The 21,476-nt window shown below is 45.2% G+C and carries 18 protein-coding genes; all 18 read left to right on the top strand.

Going from position 1 to position 21,476, the window contains the following annotated elements; genetic code table 11:
• The first annotated feature begins 4 nt into the window (after nt 1-4).
• Nucleotides 5-955: a 16S rRNA (cytosine(1402)-N(4))-methyltransferase RsmH gene (gene rsmH, locus PSU78_RS08650; protein ID WP_300387161.1), complete on the top strand. Its 951-nt coding sequence runs from the start codon at nt 5-7 to the stop codon at nt 953-955.
• The gene (ftsL, locus tag PSU78_RS08645) at nt 952-1,308 is read left to right on the top strand and encodes a cell division protein FtsL (RefSeq protein WP_300387075.1); all 357 of its coding nucleotides are present in this window, start codon (nt 952-954) and stop codon (nt 1,306-1,308) included. Before rsmH ends, ftsL begins: the two co-directional genes overlap by 4 nt.
• Nucleotides 1,308-3,068, top strand: coding sequence for a penicillin-binding protein 2 (locus PSU78_RS08640; RefSeq protein WP_300387073.1), 1,761 nt, complete (start codon nt 1,308-1,310; stop codon nt 3,066-3,068). The genes ftsL and PSU78_RS08640 overlap by 1 nt, the downstream gene beginning before the upstream one ends.
• Nucleotides 3,065-4,555, top strand: a complete 1,491-nt coding sequence (locus PSU78_RS08635; RefSeq protein ID WP_300387071.1) for a UDP-N-acetylmuramoyl-L-alanyl-D-glutamate--2,6-diaminopimelate ligase — start codon at nt 3,065-3,067, stop codon at nt 4,553-4,555. The genes PSU78_RS08640 and PSU78_RS08635 overlap by 4 nt, the downstream gene beginning before the upstream one ends.
• The gene (gene murF, locus PSU78_RS08630) at nt 4,552-5,928 is read left to right on the top strand and encodes a UDP-N-acetylmuramoyl-tripeptide--D-alanyl-D-alanine ligase (protein ID WP_300387069.1); all 1,377 of its coding nucleotides are present in this window, start codon (nt 4,552-4,554) and stop codon (nt 5,926-5,928) included. Before PSU78_RS08635 ends, murF begins: the two co-directional genes overlap by 4 nt.
• Complete coding sequence (mraY, locus tag PSU78_RS08625; RefSeq protein ID WP_300387067.1) at nt 5,929-7,032, top strand: phospho-N-acetylmuramoyl-pentapeptide-transferase; 1,104 nt, start codon at nt 5,929-5,931, stop codon at nt 7,030-7,032. It abuts the gene before it with no gap.
• Between the two features lie 26 nt (nt 7,033-7,058).
• On the top strand, nt 7,059-8,441 hold the full coding sequence (gene murD / locus PSU78_RS08620; RefSeq protein ID WP_300387065.1) for a UDP-N-acetylmuramoyl-L-alanine--D-glutamate ligase: 1,383 nt from the start codon (nt 7,059-7,061) through the stop codon (nt 8,439-8,441).
• Nucleotides 8,438-9,601, top strand: a complete 1,164-nt coding sequence (gene ftsW / locus PSU78_RS08615) for a putative lipid II flippase FtsW (RefSeq protein WP_300387063.1) — start codon at nt 8,438-8,440, stop codon at nt 9,599-9,601. The genes murD and ftsW overlap by 4 nt, the downstream gene beginning before the upstream one ends.
• Complete coding sequence (gene murG, locus PSU78_RS08610) at nt 9,598-10,665, top strand: undecaprenyldiphospho-muramoylpentapeptide beta-N-acetylglucosaminyltransferase (RefSeq protein WP_300387061.1); 1,068 nt, start codon at nt 9,598-9,600, stop codon at nt 10,663-10,665. The genes ftsW and murG overlap by 4 nt, the downstream gene beginning before the upstream one ends.
• A 9-nt stretch (nt 10,666-10,674) precedes the next feature.
• On the top strand, nt 10,675-12,093 hold the full coding sequence (murC, locus tag PSU78_RS08605; protein WP_300387059.1) for a UDP-N-acetylmuramate--L-alanine ligase: 1,419 nt from the start codon (nt 10,675-10,677) through the stop codon (nt 12,091-12,093).
• A 5-nt stretch (nt 12,094-12,098) separates the two neighbouring features.
• On the top strand, nt 12,099-12,989 hold the full coding sequence (murB, locus tag PSU78_RS08600) for a UDP-N-acetylmuramate dehydrogenase (protein WP_300387057.1): 891 nt from the start codon (nt 12,099-12,101) through the stop codon (nt 12,987-12,989).
• Between the two features lie 3 nt (nt 12,990-12,992).
• Nucleotides 12,993-13,931 carry a D-alanine--D-alanine ligase gene (locus PSU78_RS08595; RefSeq protein WP_300387055.1) on the top strand — a complete coding sequence of 313 codons (939 nt, stop codon included), beginning with the start codon at nt 12,993-12,995 and terminating at the stop codon, nt 13,929-13,931.
• The gene (locus tag PSU78_RS08590; RefSeq protein ID WP_300387053.1) at nt 13,921-14,754 is read left to right on the top strand and encodes a cell division protein FtsQ/DivIB; all 834 of its coding nucleotides are present in this window, start codon (nt 13,921-13,923) and stop codon (nt 14,752-14,754) included. The genes PSU78_RS08595 and PSU78_RS08590 overlap by 11 nt, the downstream gene beginning before the upstream one ends.
• Nucleotides 14,755-14,783: 29 nt before the next feature.
• On the top strand, nt 14,784-16,022 hold the full coding sequence (gene ftsA, locus PSU78_RS08585; protein WP_300387051.1) for a cell division protein FtsA: 1,239 nt from the start codon (nt 14,784-14,786) through the stop codon (nt 16,020-16,022).
• Nucleotides 16,023-16,113: 91 nt separating this feature from the next.
• Entirely contained in the window at nt 16,114-17,286 is a 1,173-nt protein-coding gene (gene ftsZ / locus PSU78_RS08580) for a cell division protein FtsZ (RefSeq protein ID WP_300387049.1), read from the top strand.
• Between the two features lie 211 nt (nt 17,287-17,497).
• The gene (gene lpxC / locus PSU78_RS08575) at nt 17,498-18,427 is read left to right on the top strand and encodes a UDP-3-O-acyl-N-acetylglucosamine deacetylase (protein ID WP_300387047.1); all 930 of its coding nucleotides are present in this window, start codon (nt 17,498-17,500) and stop codon (nt 18,425-18,427) included.
• Nucleotides 18,428-18,499: 72 nt separating this feature from the next.
• Complete coding sequence (locus tag PSU78_RS08570; RefSeq protein ID WP_300387045.1) at nt 18,500-20,458, top strand: transglycosylase SLT domain-containing protein; 1,959 nt, start codon at nt 18,500-18,502, stop codon at nt 20,456-20,458.
• 50 nt (nt 20,459-20,508) lie between these two features.
• Nucleotides 20,509-21,471, top strand: a complete 963-nt coding sequence (locus PSU78_RS08565; RefSeq protein WP_300387043.1) for a complex I NDUFA9 subunit family protein — start codon at nt 20,509-20,511, stop codon at nt 21,469-21,471.
• The last annotated feature ends 5 nt before the right edge of the window (nt 21,472-21,476 follow it).

Here is a 21,476-nt window from a genome sequence, read left to right as displayed (position 1 = left end):
AGAAGTGTCCGAATTAACCGCCAATCCAAACTCCCATATTACTGTACTGCTAGAAGAAGCTGTGCAGGCGCTTGATATTAAAGCGGATGGCGTTTATGTGGACGGCACATTTGGTCGCGGCGGACATTCCAGAAAAATATTAGAACAGCTTGGCGAAAAAGGCCGTTTGATTGCGTTTGATCGTGATTTGAAGGCGATTGAATCAAGTAAGGAAATTACAGATCCACGTTTTAGCATGGTACATAGCCATTTTGCGGCTATGCAGGCCGAGCTGAACGAAATGGGTATTTCAAAAGTAGACGGTATTTTGCTGGATTTAGGTATTTCATCACCGCAAATCGATGATGCAAGCCGAGGTTTTAGTTTTAGGTACGATGCGCCGCTGGATATGCGCATGGATCAAAGTAGTGGGCAAACAGCGGCAGATTTTCTAGCCAATACAACGGAGCAGTATTTAGGGGAGGTTATAAAAAATTATGGTGAAGAACGGTTTGCTAAGCAGATTGCAAGGGCGATTATTACGGAGCGCAATGACGGGCGCGCCATCACCACTACAGGGCAACTTGCCAAGGTCGTGGCAGGGGCAGTCACGCGGTTTGAGCCTGGGCAGAACCCCGCAACGCGTACATTTCAAGCTTTACGGATTTTCGTCAATCAAGAGCTTGAGGAGTTATCGTTAACGATGCCGCAATGTTTGGCACTGTTAGCGCCACAGGGTCGATTAGCGGTGATTAGTTTCCATTCGCTAGAAGACCGTATTGTGAAGCAGTTTATTCGCGATCAAGCGAATCGCGATGACTTGCCTGCTAACTTTCCAGTACGTGCAGCAGATTTACCACAGCCAAAAATGCAGGGTGTGGGCAAAACAATTAAGCCAAGTGTTAAAGAAGTTAAAGCAAATCCGCGCTCACGAAGCGCGGTGCTGCGTGTGGCTGAAAGAACTCACGTAGCATGACGCGTTTAAATCTCATTTTATTTTTTGCGTTGATGTTCTCGGCTTTAGGGCTAGTGAATTCACAGCACAAAGCGCGTAATCTTTATATAGAATTAGAGCGCGCAAACCAAGCTGCAAAACAAACTGAGCAAGAATATGGTCAGTTGCAGCTTGAGCAAAGTACTTGGGCGATGCACTCGCGCATTGAGCAAATTGCATCGCAGCAAATGCAAATGCAAGTGCCAGATGCTAAGCGTGTGCAAGTGATTTCAACGGCAGATATGCAAGCAGCTGTAATGCAGTCAACTGAAGTGCAGTCATCAGTAGTGCAGCCAGCAACGCAATCAACCCAGCCAAACGGGGTGACGCCTTAATGGCTTTTCGCTCCATCAATCGATCATCCATCGCTGCGCCTATTGTGGTGAAGTTGCCTGCATGGCGCCGCCGCGTATTGCTGATTGCGGTATTGTCGGGTTTTGTGGCTTTGCTGGGACGAGGCGTTTATTTACAAAGCATCCACAAGAAATTCTTACAAGAAAAAGGTGATGCACGTTATAGCCGTAACCTTGTGTTAACTTCTCAGCGCGGAAAAATAACGGATAGACATGGCGAACTATTGGCTATCAGTACGCCAGTGGAATCCGTGTGGGCAAGCCCTCCAGATGTGGTGATTGATGCTGCTCAAACCAAACAAGTTGCAGCGTTGTTGAATTTAAAGCTTGATGAAGTTAAGAAAAAGTTAGCCAATGATGAGCGTGAGTTTGTTTATTTAAAACGCCGTATTTCCCCTGAGTTAGCGGCAAAGGTAATGAAGCTTGGCATTCCTGGAATAGAGCTGCAGCGTGAATACAAGCGTTATTACCCAGCGGGTGATGTCACTGCGCACATGGTTGGCTTCACTGGGCCAGATGATAAAGGCACGGGCGATAGAGGGCTTGAGGGCTATGAGCTGGCGATGAATGGTCCGCTTTCTGGCGTGGATGGTAGTCGCCGCGTCATTAAGGATAGGTCTGGTCATATTATCGAAGACTTGCAAGCTGTAAAAGTACCGCAAGATGGTCGTGATATTTCGTTGGCGTTAGATCTTAGAATTCAATATATTGCCCATCGCGAATTAGTTAAAGCTGTTGAGGCTAATAAGGCAGCAGCCGGTGCGGCGATTGTGTTAGATGCCAAAACAGGTGAAGTGTTGGCGATGACGAATGTGCCGACCTATAACCCAAACAATCCTGTGAATATCAAGGGTAAAACTCGCAATCGGGCGATTGTTGATACGTTTGAGCCAGGCTCTACATTGAAGCCAGTCACTGCGGCGGCGGCACTTGAATCTGGTCAATATACGCCAGATACTAAAATTCAAACTGCGCCTGGTACATTAAGTATAGGTCCAGCTACAATTCATGATGCGCATGTAGAGGGAATTTTAACTGTTGCTCAGGTGATACAAAAATCTTCAAACGTAGGCGCTTCTAAAATTGCCCTCACTTTAGATAAGCAGTTTATGTGGAATGTATACAACGAGCTTGGCTTGGGGCATGTGGAAGGTGTAGGTTTCCCTGGTGAAGCCACTGGTAGATTGCGCCCTTATAAAACATGGCGTCCTATTGAAATGGCAACCATGTCTTTTGGGCATGGTATCAGTTTGACTTTGTTGCAGTTAGCTAGGTTGTATACCGTATTTGCTAATGAAGGCGAGTTGCGTCCTATATCGTTACTTAAGATTAATGAAGCGCCAATTGGTCAGCAAGTATTTTCAGCGGCTACAGCAAATAGCGTCAAAGACATGTTGGAGTTAGTTGTGCAACCTGGTGGTACAGCAGTTAAGGCGCAAGTGTTGGGCTACCGAGTTGGTGGTAAAACAGGTACGGCGCACAAAGTGGGTGCCCATGGTTACGAAGAGAAAAAATACGTAGCCTCATTTGTTGGGTTGGCACCTGCATCTAATCCACGTTTTATTATAGCGGTGATGATTGATGAGCCAAGTAACGGCTCATATTATGGCGGTACGGTAGCCGCACCAGTATTTAGCAACATTATGGCAGACACTTTGCGCTTGTTCGCTGTGCCGCAAGATGCGCCAGATAATAATGTGGTGCTTGAAAGTAATGCTGAAGATGCTAAGGAGGGGATGTGAGTATTCTCTCTTCATTAAATCAATCATTCACTTCTATCACTGCCGATAGCAGAAAAGTGCAAACAGGTTCACTGTTCTTGGCATATCCAGGGGCGCATAACGATGGTCGCCAACACATTGCTCAAGCCATACAAGCTGGTGCTGCGGCTGTGGTTTGGGAGCAAGAAGGTTTTGCTTGGAATGATGGTTGGAATAGTGCTGAGAATAGTAATAGTCAAGTGGCTAACCTCGCTGTGCAAGATTTAAAACAGCAAGCAGGCATTATTGCGGCAGAGTTTTATCAAAATCCATCAAGCCAATTAACTATGATTGGTGTGACTGGTACGAATGGTAAAACTTCGGTGAGCCAATGGATTGCGCAATGTTTGTCATTGTTAGGCAAGAAAACAGCGGTGTTGGGTACGATAGGTAATGGTTTTTTAGACGCTCAAACTGAGGCCGCTAATACCACGCCAGATGCCATATTGTTGCAAGCGATGTTGGCTGATTATGTTGAGCAGCAGGCAGATGCGGTTGCGATGGAGGTTTCATCGCACGGTTTAGATCAAGGTCGCGTGAATGGCGTGAAGTTTGATGTCGCTGTGCTTACCAATTTAAGCCGTGACCATTTGGATTATCACCAAACCATGGAGGCTTATGCCGCCGCCAAGCAGAAACTATTTGCTTGGGAAGGTTTAAGCACGGCGGTAGTCAATGCAGATGATGTGTTTGGACAATCGTTAGCAAGTACGTTGAAAGCGCAAGCAAAGTCATATTTGACATACGGCTTAACGAGTGCAGATGTGCAAGGCAGTGAGTTGAAGTTGCATGATGCAGGTTTAACTATGCAGGTAGATACGCCACAAGGCAATGCGCTTCTTAGCGCGCCAGTGCTTGGTCGGTTTAACGCCTATAACGTGTTGGCGGTGCTAGCAACATTATTGGCACTTAAAATAAGTTTGTCAGATGCGTTAGAGGCTATTGCAAAAATCAAGCCTGTTCTCGGGCGTATGCAGCAATTCGGTGGTGGCGAGTTGCCTTTAGTGGTGATTGATTATGCGCACACGCCAGATGCCTTAGAAAAAGTATTAAGCACATTAAAAGAGCAGATCGACTTAGCAGAAAAACCTGCCAAATTAATCTGCGTATTTGGCTGTGGTGGCGACCGTGATGCAGGTAAGCGTCAGCTAATGGGTAAGATTGCCAGCAAACTAGCAGATCAAGTATATGTGACTTCAGATAATCCACGTAGTGAAAATCCAGCAACCATTATTGCTGCCGTCGTCAGTGAGATGAAGGCTGGCTATGTGATTGATAGTGACCGTGCTAATGCAATACACGCTGCGATTTTTGGTGCAAATGCAGCGGATATTGTTTTGGTGGCTGGTAAGGGTCATGAAAACTATCAGGAAATTTTAGGGGTGAAGCAGCCGTTTGATGATGCGCTGATTGCTCAAGCGGCACTTAAACAGTATCAAGCAAAATCCAGAAACGGAGCTGCAATATGATGTTGCTATCCGAAGCTGCAAAAGCCATAAAAGCTACCTTGTTAGGCACAGACTTGGCATTCACAAGTGTGGGTACAGATAGCCGCAACGTCACCAAAGGTCAGCTATTTGTGGCCTTGAAGGGAGATAACTTTGATGGGCATAGCTTTGCTGCGCAAGCCATTGCTCAGGGCGCAGCTGCTGTATTGATTTCAGATAAAAACCTTAATGTTCAGCCTGCCATATTGGTTGAAGACACTTGCCAATCGTTGGGCGAGTTAGCGGCATATTGGCGTAGCAAATTTGACATTCCACTTGCAGCGGTAACGGGTAGTAACGGAAAAACTACCGTTAAAGAAATGTTGGCTTCAATTTTAAGGGCTGAATGCAAGCAGTCTGATGAAGTGTTAGCCACCGTGGGTAACTTAAATAACCACATCGGTTTGCCACTTACTTTGCTTAAGTTGAATGCTCAACATCGTTATGCCGTGGCTGAGATGGGTATGAATCACACAGGTGAAATCAGCTATTTATCTAACATTGGTGAGCCAACAGTTGCGCTAATTAATAACGCAGGCAATGCGCATATAGGCGAACTTGGTTCATTTGAAGCGATTGCGCAAGCTAAGGGTGAAATATTTGAAGGCTTGGCTGCAGATGGTACCGCGGTGATTAACGCGGATGATGTCTTTGCACCGCTATGGCTGGGCTTAGTTGGTCAACGCAAAATCATGACATTTGGGCTTAAAAATAAAGCGGATGTCACTGCTCAATATCAACTGCAAGCCAGTGCGAGTGATATTGAAATCACAACACCACTAGGTGATGTGAAAGTAAGCCTACCAACCCCAGGTTTACACAACGTAATGAATGCTCTCGCGGCAACTACAGTGGCATTGGCAATGGGTGCGACACTTCAAGCGATTGCAACAGGGCTAGAAAATTACGCGGGTGTCAAAGGCCGCTTACAGCAAAAGTCAGGGCTAAACGGCGCTTTAGTCATTGACGATACCTATAACGCAAACCCGATGTCGATGAAGGTGGCGGTTGATGTGTTGTTGGCAATACCAGGTGAAAAAATATTGGTACTTGGTGATATGGGTGAGCTTGGAGATAACGCGGCAGAAATGCATGCAGAGGTTGGTAGCTATGCTAGAACAAGTGGTCTGAATGCCTTATATCTATTGGGTGAAATGAGTGTGGAAACCGCAAAAGCTTTTGGTGAAGGTGCAAGACATTATTCAACACCTCAAGCATTAACTGCTGATTTGGTTAAGCAGATGAAACAGGGCGTGAATGTGTTGGTGAAAGGCTCACGCTTTATGGCGATGGAGCGTGTGGTGGATGAAATTATAATAAAAAGTTCAACTGTAAAAAGTGGAGAGGGACACTAAATGTTACTTACATTAGCACAATGGCTGTCACACGATATTCGTGGATTCCATGTATTCAATTACATCACTTTGCGTGCTGTATTAGCCACACTAACTGCTTTAGCGATTTCATTTATCGTTGGTCCAAGCATGATACGCAAACTGACTGAGTATAAAGTCGGTCAAGCGGTACGTGATGACGGTCCACAAACGCATTTGATTAAAACTGGAACCCCAACCATGGGCGGAGCCTTGATACTGGTTGCAATTGCAATCTCTACCATTCTCTGGGCAGATTTAAGTAATCGTTTTGTATGGGTTGTGTTAGCGACAACACTAGGTTTTGGCGCTGTGGGTTGGGTAGATGATTACCGTAAAGTGGTTTACAAAAATCCAAAAGGCTTATCTGCAAAAGCGAAGTTCTTTTGGCAAAGCTTGATTGGCATCGCTGTAGCGGTATTTTTGTACAAAACCTCTACCACGTCTGTGGAAACTACACTTATCGTTCCATTCTTTAAGCACCTAGTACTGCCTTTAAGCGCAGTAGGTTTTATCGTGCTGACCTATTTAGTGGTGGTGGGTAGCAGCAATGCTGTGAATTTAACTGATGGTTTAGACGGCTTGGCAATTCTGCCAACCGTTATGGTGGCGGGAGCATTGGGCATTTTTGCTTACGTAGCTGGGCATTTGTACTTTTCAAAATACCTAGGTGTGCCGTATGTTGCGGGCGCAGGTGAGTTAATGGTGTTTTGTGCCGCCATGGCTGGTGCTGGTCTTGGTTTCTTGTGGTTTAACGCTTATCCAGCCGAGGTGTTTATGGGCGACGTGGGCGCACTGGCATTAGGTGCAGCGTTGGGTATTGTTGCAGTCATTGTTCGTCAAGAAGTCATTTTATTCATTATGGGTGGCGTGTTTGTGGTGGAAACCTTCTCGGTAGCGGTGCAAGTGATGTATTTCAAGTACACCAAAAGGAGATATGGCGTCGGACGTCGCATTTTCTTAATGGCACCATTGCATCACCACTACGAAGAAAAAGGTTGGAAAGAAACACAAGTCGTCGTGCGCTTTTGGATTATCAGCATGATGTTGGTGTTGATTGGTTTAGCTAGTTTGAAATTGAGATAAATAGGCAGCTTATTAAATACATCAATATGAAAATCGCCCTAAAAGACAAAAAAGTATTAGTGCTAGGCCTTGGTGAAACGGGTCTATCTTCCTTGCGCTGGCTTGCCACGCAGGGCGCACTTTTGTCTGTGGCCGATACGCGTGAAAATCCTCCGGGTTTGGATGTTTTAAAAGCAGAGTTGCCACAAGTGACTATTTACATTGGCGCATTTAAAGCAGTTAGTTTTGCTAATGTTGACTTAATTGTTGCCAGCCCTGGTGTGCCTTTAAGCGAGCCTGAAATTCAAGCGGCTATTCAGCGCGGCGTAAGTGTTGTGGGCGATGTTGAATTGTTTGCGCAATATCGGCCAGCTAGCGCGAAAGTGATTGCCATTACTGGCGCGAATGGCAAAACAACGGTCACGACTTTAGTCGGTGAAATCTGTAAAGCAGCGGGTTTGAAAACCATTGTAGCGGGCAATATTGGATTGCCAGTGCTAGATGCGCTCATGATGGAAATACCTGATGTTTACGTACTTGAGCTTTCTAGCTTTCAGTTGGAAACGACAAGTAACCTGCAGATTGATGCTGCCACTATGCTGAATTTATCTGAAGACCACATGGATAGATACGCAAGCTTTCAAGATTACGCCATTGCGAAAGCGCGAATTTTCTACAATGCTAAGCTGCAAGTGCTTAATCGCGATGACGCGTGGAGCATGATGATGGCGCGTCCAAAATTAACTCAGGTGACATTTGGCTTGGACGATGGCAATGATAATAACAGCGAGGAAAATTCATACGGCTTAAAGCAGGTGGATGGCGATACATGGCTTTGCGAAGGCGATAAAGAACTTATCAACTTGCAAGATTTGAAAATAGTTGGCTTACATAATGCAGCGAATGCTTTGGCGGTGGTTGCTCTGTGCCGCGGCATAGGCGTTGATTATGCCCACATCATTCAAACCCTTTATAATTTTAAGGGTTTGCCACATCGCGTTGAGTGGGTTGCCAATATTGATAACGTAGATTATTACGATGATTCAAAAGGTACTAACGTCGGTGCCACTTGCGCGGCACTTAATGGCTTAGCGCAAAAAGTAGTGTTAATCGCTGGTGGCGATGGTAAAGGCCAAGACTTTACGCCGCTTGCAGCTGCAGTAGCCGAGAACGCAAGCGCTGTAGTGTTGATTGGTCGCGATGCACCGTTAATTGAGGCTGTATTGATTCCAACGAATATCCCGCTTTATCAAGCCATTGATTTGCCTGAGGCGGTCAACATTGCCAAAAAGTTAGCCAAAGCAGATGAAGCCGTGTTGCTGTCACCTGCCTGCGCAAGTTTTGATATGTTTAAAAATTACGTACATCGTGCAGAGGTGTTTGTGGCAGCGGTGACTGCATTAAAAACCAGCCTGAAGGAGCTAGCATGATTACTGCCATGCTCAATCGCGATCGTATTAACTCCCCAAGTTACGACCAAGGTTTACTTTGGGTAGTCCTATGCTTGCTAGGTATCGGTTTAGTGATGGTGTACTCAGCTTCCATTGCCATTGCTGAGGCCGACAAAGGCGTAGGTTATAACAGTAGTTACTACTTAGTGCATCAGGCCATATTTATGGTGGTGGCGCTAAGCGCAGCATTTGTGGCATTTAACATACCTATCGTTTGGTGGCAAAAAATGGCGCCCTATCTGTTTTTGATTGGTTTGGCATTGCTGATATTGGTACTGATTCCAGGCATAGGCTTAAAAGCGGGTGGAAGTCGGCGCTGGTTGCGTTTATTTGTGATTAACCCACAACCCTCTGAGTTTATGAAACTGTTTGCAGCCATGTACGTTGCCGACTATACCGTGCGCAAAGCTGCGGTGATGGATAGTTTTAGACACGGCTTCTTCCCAATGTTAATGGTGATGCTGGTAGTAGGTGGATTGCTATTACGCGAGCCAGACTTCGGTGCATTTGCGGTAATCGCTGCCATCTCGATTTCCATTTTATGGTTAGGCGGTATCAACGGACGTATTTTTGCGGGCTTGCTGGTATTGCTAGTAGTCGGATTTGTCTTCTTGATTTGGAGCTCGCCGTATCGCCTAGAACGCGTCATTGGCTTTATGGATCCATGGGCTGATCCATATGGAAAAGGCTACCAACTTTCACATGCGCTGATTGCATTTGGGCGTGGAGAATGGTTTGGCGTAGGTTTAGGCGCTAGCGTAGAAAAATTGCTCTACTTGCCAGAAGCGCATACCGACTTTTTATTAGCAGTGATTGCTGAAGAATTGGGTTTTGTTGGCGTGTTAGGCGTGATTGCCTTGTTCTCATGGATAGTCATTCGCTCGTTTGGTATCGCCAAGGAATCTATCGCCAATGAGCGTTATTTTGCAGCGCTGTTATCGCAAGGTATAGGTGTTTGGATGGGCGTGCAAGGCATCATTAATATGGGTGTGAATATGGGACTGTTGCCAACAAAAGGGCTGACCTTGCCGCTACTTTCATTTGGCGGCAGCGGCATATTAGCTAACTGTATCGCGATGGCCATCATGCTCAGAATTGATTTTGAGAACCGTCGCTTGCAAAAAGGTCTGCCAGCATGAGTACGCCAGTGAAAACATTAATGGTGATGGCTGGTGGCACGGGTGGTCATGTTTACCCTGCAATGGCTGTGGCTGATTATTTGAAAAATCTAGGCTGGAATATTGTGTGGCTCTGCACCGAAGGCGGTATGGAAAATCGCCTGACTGAAAATAAAGGCTATGAAAAAGCCATGATTACTATGCGTGGCGTGCGCGGCAACGGCGTAATGGGTTGGGTGTTGCTGCCAGTTAAATTGGCAAAAGCATTTACACAAAGTATTTCAGCGATTCGTCAACATCAGCCAAATGTAGTGTTGGGTATGGGCGGCTTTGCCGCATTCCCAGGTGGTTTGATGGCTAAATTATTAGGCAAGCCATTGGTGATACATGAGCAGAATTCAATTGCTGGCTTAACCAATAAAGTATTAGCGGTGTTTGCAACGCGTGTGTTGGCTGCATTTCCAAATGCATTCGGTAACAAAGCTCAGCTAGTAGGTAACCCAGTGCGCGCAGATATTACTCAAGTTGCAGCACCTGAAAATAGACTTAATACAGGCGCTTTACGCATGTTGGTTGTAGGCGGTAGCTTGGGGGCTCAAGCTTTGAATGAAGTGATACCTAAAGCGCTTGCTGAAATTGCACTTGAAAATCGTCCGCAAGTCGTGCATCAAGCGGGCGAAAAGCATATTGCGACGCTACAAGCCAACTATCAAGCCGCTGGTGTAAGTGCCGATGCGAAAGCCTTTATCAATAACATGGCTGATATGTACGCATGGGCTGATGTAGTGATTTGTCGTGCAGGAGCCCTGACTGTTGCAGAGCTTTCTGCTGTTGGCGTGGCGAGTGTATTAGTGCCATTTCCACATGCTGTGGATGACCACCAAACTTCTAACGCAAGATATTTATCAGATGCGGGTGCGGCGATTTTGCTACCGCAACCACAGTTTACAGTACCAAAAGTAGTGGCTTTGTTAAAGGATTTAAGCCGCGAAAAATGCTTGGATATGGCGATTAAAGCGCGAGCATTAGGCAAACCAGAAGCGACCGCAAGTGTAGCGAAAATTTGTATGGAGGTAGCGCTTTAGCGCAAAAACATGAAACATAAAGTTAAAAACATACATTTTGTCGGTATCGGCGGCTCTGGTATGAGCGGCATTGCTGAAGTGCTGATTAACCTAGACTTCAAAGTTTCAGGCTCTGATTTAGCCAGTAATGGCACGACTAAACGTTTAGAAAGTTTTGGCGCAATCGTGCATCAAGGACATGTGGCAGAAAATCTAGGTGATGCTGATGTTGTCGTGGTTTCAAGCGCTGTGAATGAAGAAAACCCAGAGGTCAAAGCGGCGCGTGCAAAAAATATTCCTGTAGTGCCACGTGCGTTGATGTTAGCTGAGTTAATGCGCTTTAGGCAAGGTATCGCAGTTGCAGGTACGCACGGCAAAACGACCACAACTAGCTTGATTGCCAGTATTTTGGCTGAAGCGGGTATGGATCCAACTTTTGTGATTGGCGGCAAATTAGAAGCAGCCAATGCTAACGCCAAATTAGGTACTGGTGAATACATTGTGGCAGAAGCAGATGAATCCGATGCTTCGTTCTTGCACCTCACACCCGTCATGGCGGTAGTGACCAATATCGACCAAGACCACATGGATACTTACGAGCACAGCTTTGATAAGTTAAAAAGCGCGTTTGTAGAATTTTTACAGCAATTACCGTTTTGGGGTATGGCAGTGGTTTGTATCGACGATGCCAATATTCGCGAGATTCTGCCTCGCGTGACTAAGCCCGTGATGACTTATGGCTTTAGTGAAGATGCGCGGGTTAGAGCTATCAACGTACGTGCAGATGACGGAAAAATGCATTTCACGGCGCAACGCATCAATGGCGTGGTAACAGAGTTTGATGTGACCTTGAATCTGCCAGGCAATCATTATGTACTCAATGCGCTTGCGGCGATTGCGATTGCCAGCGAGTTGAATGTACCTGACGCGGCAATTATTAAAGCATTAAAAGACTTTAAAGGTGTGGGCAGACGTTTTGAGCGCTACGGCGAAATTGCAGTTAAAGGCGGCGGTGCGTTTACCTTGATTGATGATTATGGGCATCATCCAGTCGAGATGCAAGCGGTCATAGCCGCTGCACGCGCGGCTTTTCCAAACCGCCGATTAGTGATGGCATTTCAGCCGCATCGTTATACGCGTACACGTGATTGTTTTGAAGATTTCGTGCGCGTGCTTTCAAGTACTGATGTGGCATTGCTCACAGAAGTTTACTCAGCAGGTGAAGCACCTATTGTGGCAGCAGACACGCGTTCGTTAATTCGCTCAATTCGCATTGCAGGCAAAGTTGAGCCGTTATTTGTAGAAACGACGGATGAGTTGCCAGAGGCAATTCTCAACATGGCGCAACCCAACGATGTAGTGATTGTGATGGGCGCTGGTTCGATAGGGCATGTGGCAGAAAAAACCAGAATCTTAGCCGCAAGTGTTTTGGAAGTGGGAGTGCAGTAAACGTGATGATGGCTACCACTCAACAACACACTGGAAAGTTGTTATTAAACGAGCCTATGGCTCGCTATACCAGCTGGCGCGTGGGTGGTAAGGCAGATCAACTCTACATTCCAGCAGACTTGGAAGATTTACAGGCGTTTTTAAGAAATATTGAGACGAATCAAGCCATCCACTTTGTTGGCTTAGGATCTAACTTATTAGTGCGAGATGGCGGCATACGCGGCACGGTCATCATCATGCATAACGTTTTAACTGGCTTGAAGATGGATGGCGACTTGGTGTACGCCGAGGCAGGCGTGACCTGCGGCAAGTTGGCTAAATTTTGCGCGAAAGAAGCCAAACAAGGTGCGGAATTCTTTGCCGGTATTCCAGGTACTTTGGGCGGTGCGCTAGCAATGAATGCTGGTTGTTACGGCACAGAAACTTGGAATGTCGTGAATAGTGTGACTACGATTAACCGTCAAGGTGAGTTAAATAAACGTGCTGCGGCAGAGTTTATGGCAAGTTATCGCCATGTCGATATGCCCGTGGTGGGCGAGTGGTTTATTGCGGCCTGGTTAGCATTAAAAGCAGGCGATGCGCATGAGTCAGCAAAAAAGATTAAAGATTTATTGGCGACAAGATTAGCTTCACAGCCGCTTAATTTACCAAGTGCAGGCTCAACGTTTAGAAACCCACAAGGTGATTATGCCGCAAGGCTGGTAGAAGCCAGTGGTTTGAAAGGTTACATCATTGGTGGTGCGCAGGTTTCAGAAAAGCACGCCAATTTTATTGTGAATATTGGCGATGCAAACGCGCTAGATATTGAGTTGTTGATTAAACATATGCGCGAAACCGTGTTAGAGAAACAGGGCGTGGCATTGCAACAAGAAGTAAAAGTCATTGGGGAATATTAGGGTATGAATGACAACAGTTTAAGTAAGAAATTTGGAAAAGTAGCGGTATTGCTTGGTGGAAAATCAGGTGAGCGCGAAGTATCGCTAAAAAGTGGAGGCGCGGTGTTAGCAGCATTGCAAGCGCAAGGGATTGATGCACATGGCTTTGACCCACGCGATAAGCCACTGCATGACTTAGAAGTATTTGACCATGTATTTATTAATTTGCATGGACGTTTTGGTGAGGATGGTTGCATACAAGGCGCACTTGAAATGTTGCACATCCCATATACGGGTAGTGGTGTCATGGCCTCAGCCATTGGCATGGACAAATGGCGCACAAAATTATTGTGGCGCGCGATGAACGTTATTACACCAGACTTTGAGTTGGTGACAGCTACGAGTGACTTTGACGTAATCGAGAAAGAATTAGGTTTGCCGTTGTTTGTGAAGCCAGCGAATGAAGGTTCTAGCATCGGCATTAGCAAGGTAAAACAAGCGGGTGGTTTAGAAGCAGCTTATAAAATTGCCGCAGAAGCGGATCCATTGGTGATTGCTGAAAAATTTATCAATGGCGGTGAATATACCGTGGGCATTATTGGTGATGGTAAAGGTGGTTATCAAGCGCTGCCCATTATTCGTATTGTGCCAAAAAATGAATTTTATGATTTTGAAGCGAAATATTTACGTAACGACACTGAGTATTTATGCCCTTGCGGATTAAGCGCAGAGAAAGAAGCACAAATTCAGCAAGAGGCTTTGCAGGCGTTTAGAGCAATAGGCTGCCGTGGTTGGGGACGTGTGGATTTCTTAATGGACGACGCGGGAGATCATTACTTTTTAGAAGTGAATACAAGTCCAGGGATGACAGACCACAGTTTGGTGCCGATGGCGGCAAAAGCGACAGGTATTAGTTTTGAGCAGTTAGTGGTACGTATTTTGGAGCTTGCGGATGTGGGATAAACCTACATTGCTAAATTGGATTGCGAGCCTACTCTTTGCTTTGAGCGTGGTGGTGATGCTCTATGCGGCGCTCTTTGCCGTGGTGCATTTACCAATTTTTCCATTACGTGAAGTGAAGGTTGATGGCGAGCTTAGCCACGTGAATCGTGAGCAAATTAAGCTGATTGTCGCTAAGCACCTAAAAGGTAATTTTTTTACATTGGATTTAGTAAAAGCGCGTAATGCTTTTGAAAAGTTACCTTGGGCACGCAATGTGAGTTTGCGTCGTCGCTGGCCAGATACTTTAGAAGTGATGATCGAAGAGCATCAAGCGTTGGCGCGTTGGGGAACGATTGCATTAGTGAACACACATGGTGAGTTGTTTCATGCAGCTTCTGGTAGTGATTTACCCATGTTTTACGGGCCAGGTGACGGCGTGATTGAAGTGGCATCTCAGTACGGTGAGTTTAGCAAAATATTGAAAACGGCTAATTTAGACATCGCAAATTTAGCCCTTACGCCAAGACGTGCTTGGGAAGTGACAACAACAAATGGCATGGTGGTAGAGCTAGGACGCATAGAAATGCAGCCAAGATTAGAAAAGTTTGTCAGTGTCTATAGCCGCACAATTGCAGGCCTGAATATGAAAGTGACTTATGCCGATTTGCGCTACCCCAATGGGTTCGCAGTGCGTAAGCCAGTGCAAGTGAAGCCCGTCGCAGAAAGTAAGGATTTGGATACAACAATTTTAAAACCAAGTACTTTGAAACCTAGCATTTCAAAACCCAGTGTTTTGAAACCTGGCAAAACTAAGCCAACTGACATTATTAAGCAACAGACATAACCGTGCGCTAAGCACGGAGGGAGCAAGCCATGAGTAGAATAAAGGAAGATAAGAATTTGATTGTAGGCCTAGATATAGGCACATCAAAAATTGTTGCCATCGTTGCTGAATTGCAACCAGAAGGTACGGTGAAAGTCATCGGGCTAGGGCAGCATATTTCACGCGGCTTGAAAAAAGGCGTGGTGGTGAATATTGAATCCACCATGCAATCCATTCAGCGCGCTTTGGAAGAAGCTGAGTTGATGGCTGATTGTAAAATCAACAATGTCTATACGGGCATTGCAGGTAGCCATATCAAGAGCCTGAATTCACATGGCATGGTGAAAATTAAAGATGCTGAAGTCACGCAAATGGATGTAGACCGCGTGATTGAAACAGCCCGTGCGATTGCTTTACCGGCAGATCAGCAAATTCTGCATATTCTCACGCAAGAATTCATCATCGATGGTCAAGAGGACGTACGTGAACCTTTAGGCATGAGCGGTATGAAGCTTGAAGTGAAAGTGCATATCGTCACTGGCGCCGTAGCAGCCGCACAAAATATTGTGAAATGCATCAAGCGTTGCGGTATTGAAGTGAGTGATTTGATCCTTCAACCACTGGCTTCTAGCCTTGCAGTATTAACAGAAGATGAAAAAGAGTTAGGTGTTTGTTTAGTTGATATTGGCGGCGGTACAACGGATATTGCGGTATTCAAACAAGGCGCTATTCGACATACCGCAGTGGTGCCTATCGCTGGCGATCAAATGACTAATGATGTGGCGGTTGCTTTCCGCACGCCAACGCAATCAGCCGAAGATATTAAAGTGAAGCATGGCTGTGCGCTCCGTCAGTTAGCTGACCCACGTGAAATTGTTGAAGTGCCTGGTGTTGATGGCCGCGAGCCACGCCAATTATCAGTACAAACATTGGCGGAAGTACTAGAGCCACGCATCGTTGAATTATATGAGTTGGTACTTAATGAATTACGCCGTAGCGGCATGGAAGAAATGATTGCATCAGGCATCGTGATTACTGGCGGTTCCGCAATGATGAAAGGCATGGTCGAACTTGGCGAAGAAATATTCCATATGCCTGTGCGCATGGGGCTTCCACGCTATGTTGGCGGTCTATCAGAAGTGGTCAGTAACCCTCGTTATGCTACAGGTGTTGGCTTGGTGTTAATGGGTAAGCAGCAGTTAGAAAGACATATTAGTGGGCAAATGGAATCAAGTTCATTTGGAAGAATGTTAGAGAAAATGAAGAGTTGGTTTCAAGGAAATTTTTAAGTAGTAAAAAGTTGTACGAGTAGTTCAGGCAGAAGTAGGTAGTTAACTGTAATAAACAGGCAGATGTAAATTTAAAAAGAGGAGATATTAAATGTTTGAAATTATGGAAAAAAATGCTCAAGAAGCCGTTATTAAGGTCATTGGCGTGGGTGGTTGTGGTGGTAATGCAGTAGCGCACATGATAGAAAAAAGCGTTGGTGGCGTTGAGTTCATTTGCGCCAATACTGATATGCAAGCTTTGAAAAAGAGCCAAGCAAAAACAGTATTGCAAATGGGCGTGGCGATGACCAAGGGCCTAGGTGCTGGGGCAAGACCAGAAATCGGCCGCGATGCTGCTTTTGAAGACCGTGATGCCATTGCAGAGTTAATCGACGGCGCAGACATGCTGTTCATCACAGCGGGTATGGGTGGTGGTACTGGTACTGGCGCAGCACCAGTGATTGCGCAAATCGCAAAAGAAATGGGCATCTTGACTGTTGCAGTCGTGACTAAACCTTTCTCCTTTGAAGGTAAACGCACTAAAGTTGCAACTGATGGTCTAGAAGAGTTGTCAAAATACGTAGATTCACTGATTGTGATTCCTAACGAAAAATTGATGGAAGTATTGGGCGAAGATGTGCCATTTTTAGAAGCTTTTAAAGCGGCTAATGATGTGTTGCATAACGCGGTTTCTGGTATTGCCGAAATCATCAATTGCCCAGGTTTAGTGAACGTTGACTTTGCCGATGTACGTACAGTAATGTCTGAAATGGGTATGGCGATGATGGGTTCAGCTATTGCGTCTGGTCCAGACCGTGCGCGAATTGCGGCTGAACAAGCGGTTGCAAGTCCATTGCTTGAAGATGTTAACCTTGCAAATGCTCGCGGCGTTTTAGTGAATATTACAACTTCTGCTTCTTTCAAAATGAAAGAATATTATGATGTGATGAATACTATCAAAGCGTTTACAGCCGATGATGCAACTGTAATCGTAGGTAACGTGTTTGATGAAGCGATGGGTGATGGCTTGCGTGTAACGATGGTAGCAACTGGTTTAACTGGTGCACAACGTCGTCAACAAAAACCAGAACTACGCGTGATGACACAAGAAGTAGTGCGTAACGGTACAACTAACCAGCCAATGTTTGTGGGCGGTAGTGTGGATGAAGATGATACACCACAAGTGTTCAGTTCAAACAACCGCCGTGCGCAAGTAGAGGCGATGAAAATGTCAGGTGTTGAAGAGTATGATATTCCTGCATTTTTACGCAAACAAGCGGATTAATAGTTAAGATTACTATTTAATAAAACAATAAGTTGTAGGCTATAAGTAGTGCGTGCTATGCGCTCTGGCGCTTAATGCACCTTAGAAAAACTGCATAAAATATGCTACTATATGCTTGATTGCTAAGGTAAAAATTACTTTGTAAAGTAATGCGGACATAGAGTATGCAGCAAAAAGTTTGAACTTAGAGTTTTAGAAATTAGGAATATTGATGTTAAAGCAACGTACATTAAAAAAAGCGATTAGCGCCACTGGCGTCGGTCTGCATAACGGCGAAAAGGTTACTCTTACCCTGCGTCCGGCTGCAGCTGATACTGGTATTGTTTTCAAACGGGTTGATCTGCCTCAACCCAATGAAATCTTAGCGACTCCTAACGCAGTGCATGACACACGCTTGTGTTCTGCGTTAGAGGCCAATGGCGCGCGCGTTGCCACCGTTGAACATATCATGTCCGCACTTGCAGGTTTAGGTGTGGACAATGTTTATATCGAAGTAGATGCCTCTGAAATACCGATTATGGATGGTAGTTCAGGACCATTCGTCTATTTATTACAAGAAGCTGGCATTGTTGACCAAGCCGCCGCCAAGAAATTTATTCGGGTTAAAAAAACAGTAGAAGTGATTGAAGGCGATAAATGGGTGCGTTTTGAGCCTTATCATGGTTTTAAAGTCGATTTCACCATCAATTTTAATCACCCAGTATTTGAGAACTCAGGCAGTCAGGTAAAAATTGATTTCGCTGAAGATTCCTACATTAATGAAATTAGTCGTGCGCGTACCTTTGGTTTTATGCACGAAGTTGAGTATTTGCGTTCCAATGGTTTGGCGCGTGGCGGTAGTTTAGATAACGCCATTGTTTTAGATGAGTATCGCGTGATTAATGCCGATGGCTTGCGCTATGACGACGAGTTTGCAAAACATAAAGTATTGGATGCCATTGGCGATTTATACATGTTAGGGCATCCAATTTTGGGTGCTTTTTACGCCTATAAATCTGGTCATGCGCTCAATAACCAATTGTTACGCGCCCTTATGCAAGATGAAACCGCATGGGAATATGCGACATTTGAAAAACAAGAAGATGCGCCAGAAACCTTTTCGGCACAAGAACCACAATTGTTCGCTGCGCCAGTTTACTGATATACGAAATATCGAACTCTGGTATTGCAGCCAGATTCATCATCAAACCTATAATGAAACAAGGGGCGTACCATGATATTTACTCGCCTTTTACTAGCGTTAGTAACCATTACACTTTCAAGTCAAGCATTCGCCTTATCAGATGACGCCTTGTTTCAGCATGCGCGTGATTCTTATGCTGCAAAGAACGCCATCGCGCTCACTGAAGATGTCGCGCAACTCAATACTCAGCAATACATATTGGCACCCTATGCAGATTACTGGCTCATGCTACTCAATATGGATCAGGCTAGAGATGAAGAGGTTCAGAACTTTTTAGCCAAGTATGTGGATATGCCTTTTAATGACCGCGTTCGTGGTGAATGGCTCAAAAAGCTAGCTAAAAATGAAAACTGGGGACCTTTTTTTGAAGAGCTAAACAATTTCCATCGCGAAGATGTTGCCGTGCAATGCTATGCCATGCTTGGTCATACGCAATTAGCCGATTTTGATGTAGCAAGCCAAGCTAAGACTTTATGGATGACAAGTACTGACTTGCCAAGCAATTGCAATCAATTGTTTGATGCACTACAAAAATCAGGTGCACTAAGTAATGATGATATTTGGGCAAGATTTAGACTAGCATTGCAAGATGGCAAACTAAGCTTAGCTAAAAACGTGATTACGCGTTTGCCCAATGTGGAGCTAGCCACGCTCAAACTGCTCGATAAAGCCCATCAGTCGCCACAGCTTATATTAGATAAAAAAACCGTTTCTTTCAAAACACGCTTTGGCGCAGAAGTGAATCTATACGCGCTTGACCGTTTAGCACGTAGTAAGTTAGATGCAGCCATTGGTACTTACAATAAAGTGCAAAATCTATTTGATGTTGATAACCGCGCTTTTGGATGGGGACGTATCGCCTATCACGCTGCACGCGGACATAACCCGCAAGCGCTTGAGTTTTATGCTTTGGCGGAAAATAGCGTCTTAGATAAAGAGCAACTTGCTTGGGAAGTACGTGCAGCCTTGCGTGCTCAAGATTGGCCTGTGGTGTTAAAAACTATTTCTGCTATGCAAGCTAAGCAGCAAGAAGAAAGCGCTTGGCGTTATTGGAAAGCGAGAGCGCTCAGAGAGACGGGCGATGTGGTTGAGCCGAATACAATATTCAGCAAGCTCTCAACTGAGCGACATTACTATGGCTGGTTAGCTGCGGAAGAGCTAGAAAGTTTGATGAGCAGCCAAGCTATCGAGTATAAAGTAACCGACAATGAAGTCACCGCGATTGCCAGCCAGCCAGAAATCAAACGCGCGCTGGAGTTGCAACGTTTGGATATGCGTTGGGAAGCTAAGGCCGAATGGCTTTGGGCAACAAGGCAGTATGATGATAAACAGTTATTAGCCGCAGCGGAATATGCCATGCGTCAGAAATGGTATGACGTTGCGATTAGCACTGCAGATAACACCAAGCAAACACATAATTTTAACTTGCGCTATCCAACCCCCTACCGAGATTTGTTCCGAAAATCAGCCAATGAGGTGAGTTTGGATGAGGCTTGGGTATACGGCATTACACGCCAAGAAAGCCGCTTTATGCACTATGCAAAATCAGGTGTTGGGGCTGCAGGCTTAATGCAGCTGATGCCTGCTACGGCAAAATGGGTCGCCAAGCGCATGGGTAAAGATGGCTACAATAATAGTATGATTCATGATTTAAGTACTAATATTGAGTTTGGGACTTACTATATGCGCTACACCTTAGATTTAATGGGTGGGCAAGCTGTGATGGCGACTGCTGGCTATAATGCTGGACCCAGCCGTGCGAAACGCTGGATGGCTACTGAGCCAATGGAGGCGGCTATTTACATAGAGAGCATTCCATTTACGGAAACTAGAAACTACGTGCAAAAAGTAATGGCCAATGCGCAGATTTACGCACCACGCTTAGTTAGTGAGAATAAAAGTGTGAGGATTCAAACATTGAAAGCACGTTTAGGCATCATTCCTGGAACTGGAAAACCAGAGGATACTAGCGCAGATGATGACCAATAATGAAACAAGATGGCACGGAATTTTTTGAAAGTATTAGCTTAGGAACACCCATGTTTAAAACAAAAGATCAATTAAAAGAAGTTTGCGTATTAGGCGGCTCAGGTTTTGTCGGTAGCGCGATTGTGGCAAAGCTTGATGCAGCCGGCTATTCAGTGAAAGTGCTTACGCGCCGTAGAGACTCTGCCAAGCACTTATTTTTGTTGCCTAACGTTCAGGTAGAAGAATGCAATGTTAACGATTACCATTCTTTGAACTCAGCTTTAAGAGGTGCCGATGTCGTGATTAATTTGCTGGGTATTCTGCATCAAAATCGACATTCAACTTTTAATGCCATTCACCATCAGTTGCCAGTGCAGTTAGCGAAAATCTGTGTAGATTTAAACATTAAACGCTTGATTCACATGAGTAGTTTGCGTGCAGGTCAAAGCGCGCCTAGTCAGTATTTGCGTTCTAAAGGCGCAGGTGAAGAGGCTTTGCTTGAGTACCAAAATCAATTAAATATCACAATCTTTAAGCCTTCTGTTATTTTTGGCCGTGGTGATAGTTTTATTAATTTATTCGCAACGCTTATCAAGACTTTACCAGTCGTCATGTTAGCTAAACCTGATGCCAAGTTTCAACCCGTCTGGGTAGAAGACGTCGCTAGTTGTTTTGTTGCGAGCATCGCTAATGACGCTACTTATGGTCAAGTTTATGAATTAGCAGGACCAAAAGTGTATACGTTCCGTGAGTTGGTTAAATCAGTGATGAATGCCTTGCAAGTACAGCGACCAATTATCGGCCTTAACGATACACTTTCATATGCGCAAGCTTTTATGATGGAGCTGATGCCAGTTAAACTGATGTCACGTGACAATGTGCGCTCCATGGAAATTGATAGCGTGAGTGAACAAGCTTTTCCAACTGTTTTTAATATCACCCCTACCGCGATGGAAACGGTAATTCCACAATACCTAATCGATCAAACACCTCGTGGTGCTTATGATCGCTTTCGTCGCAACGCCGCTAGGTAAATAGG

Origin of the sequence: Methylotenera sp. (assembly GCF_029945705.1) — a bacterium.
Lineage (GTDB): Bacteria > Pseudomonadota > Gammaproteobacteria > Burkholderiales > Methylophilaceae > Methylotenera.
The sequence above is the reverse complement of the archived record's forward strand: the minus strand, read 5'-3'. Positions and strand labels throughout refer to the sequence as shown.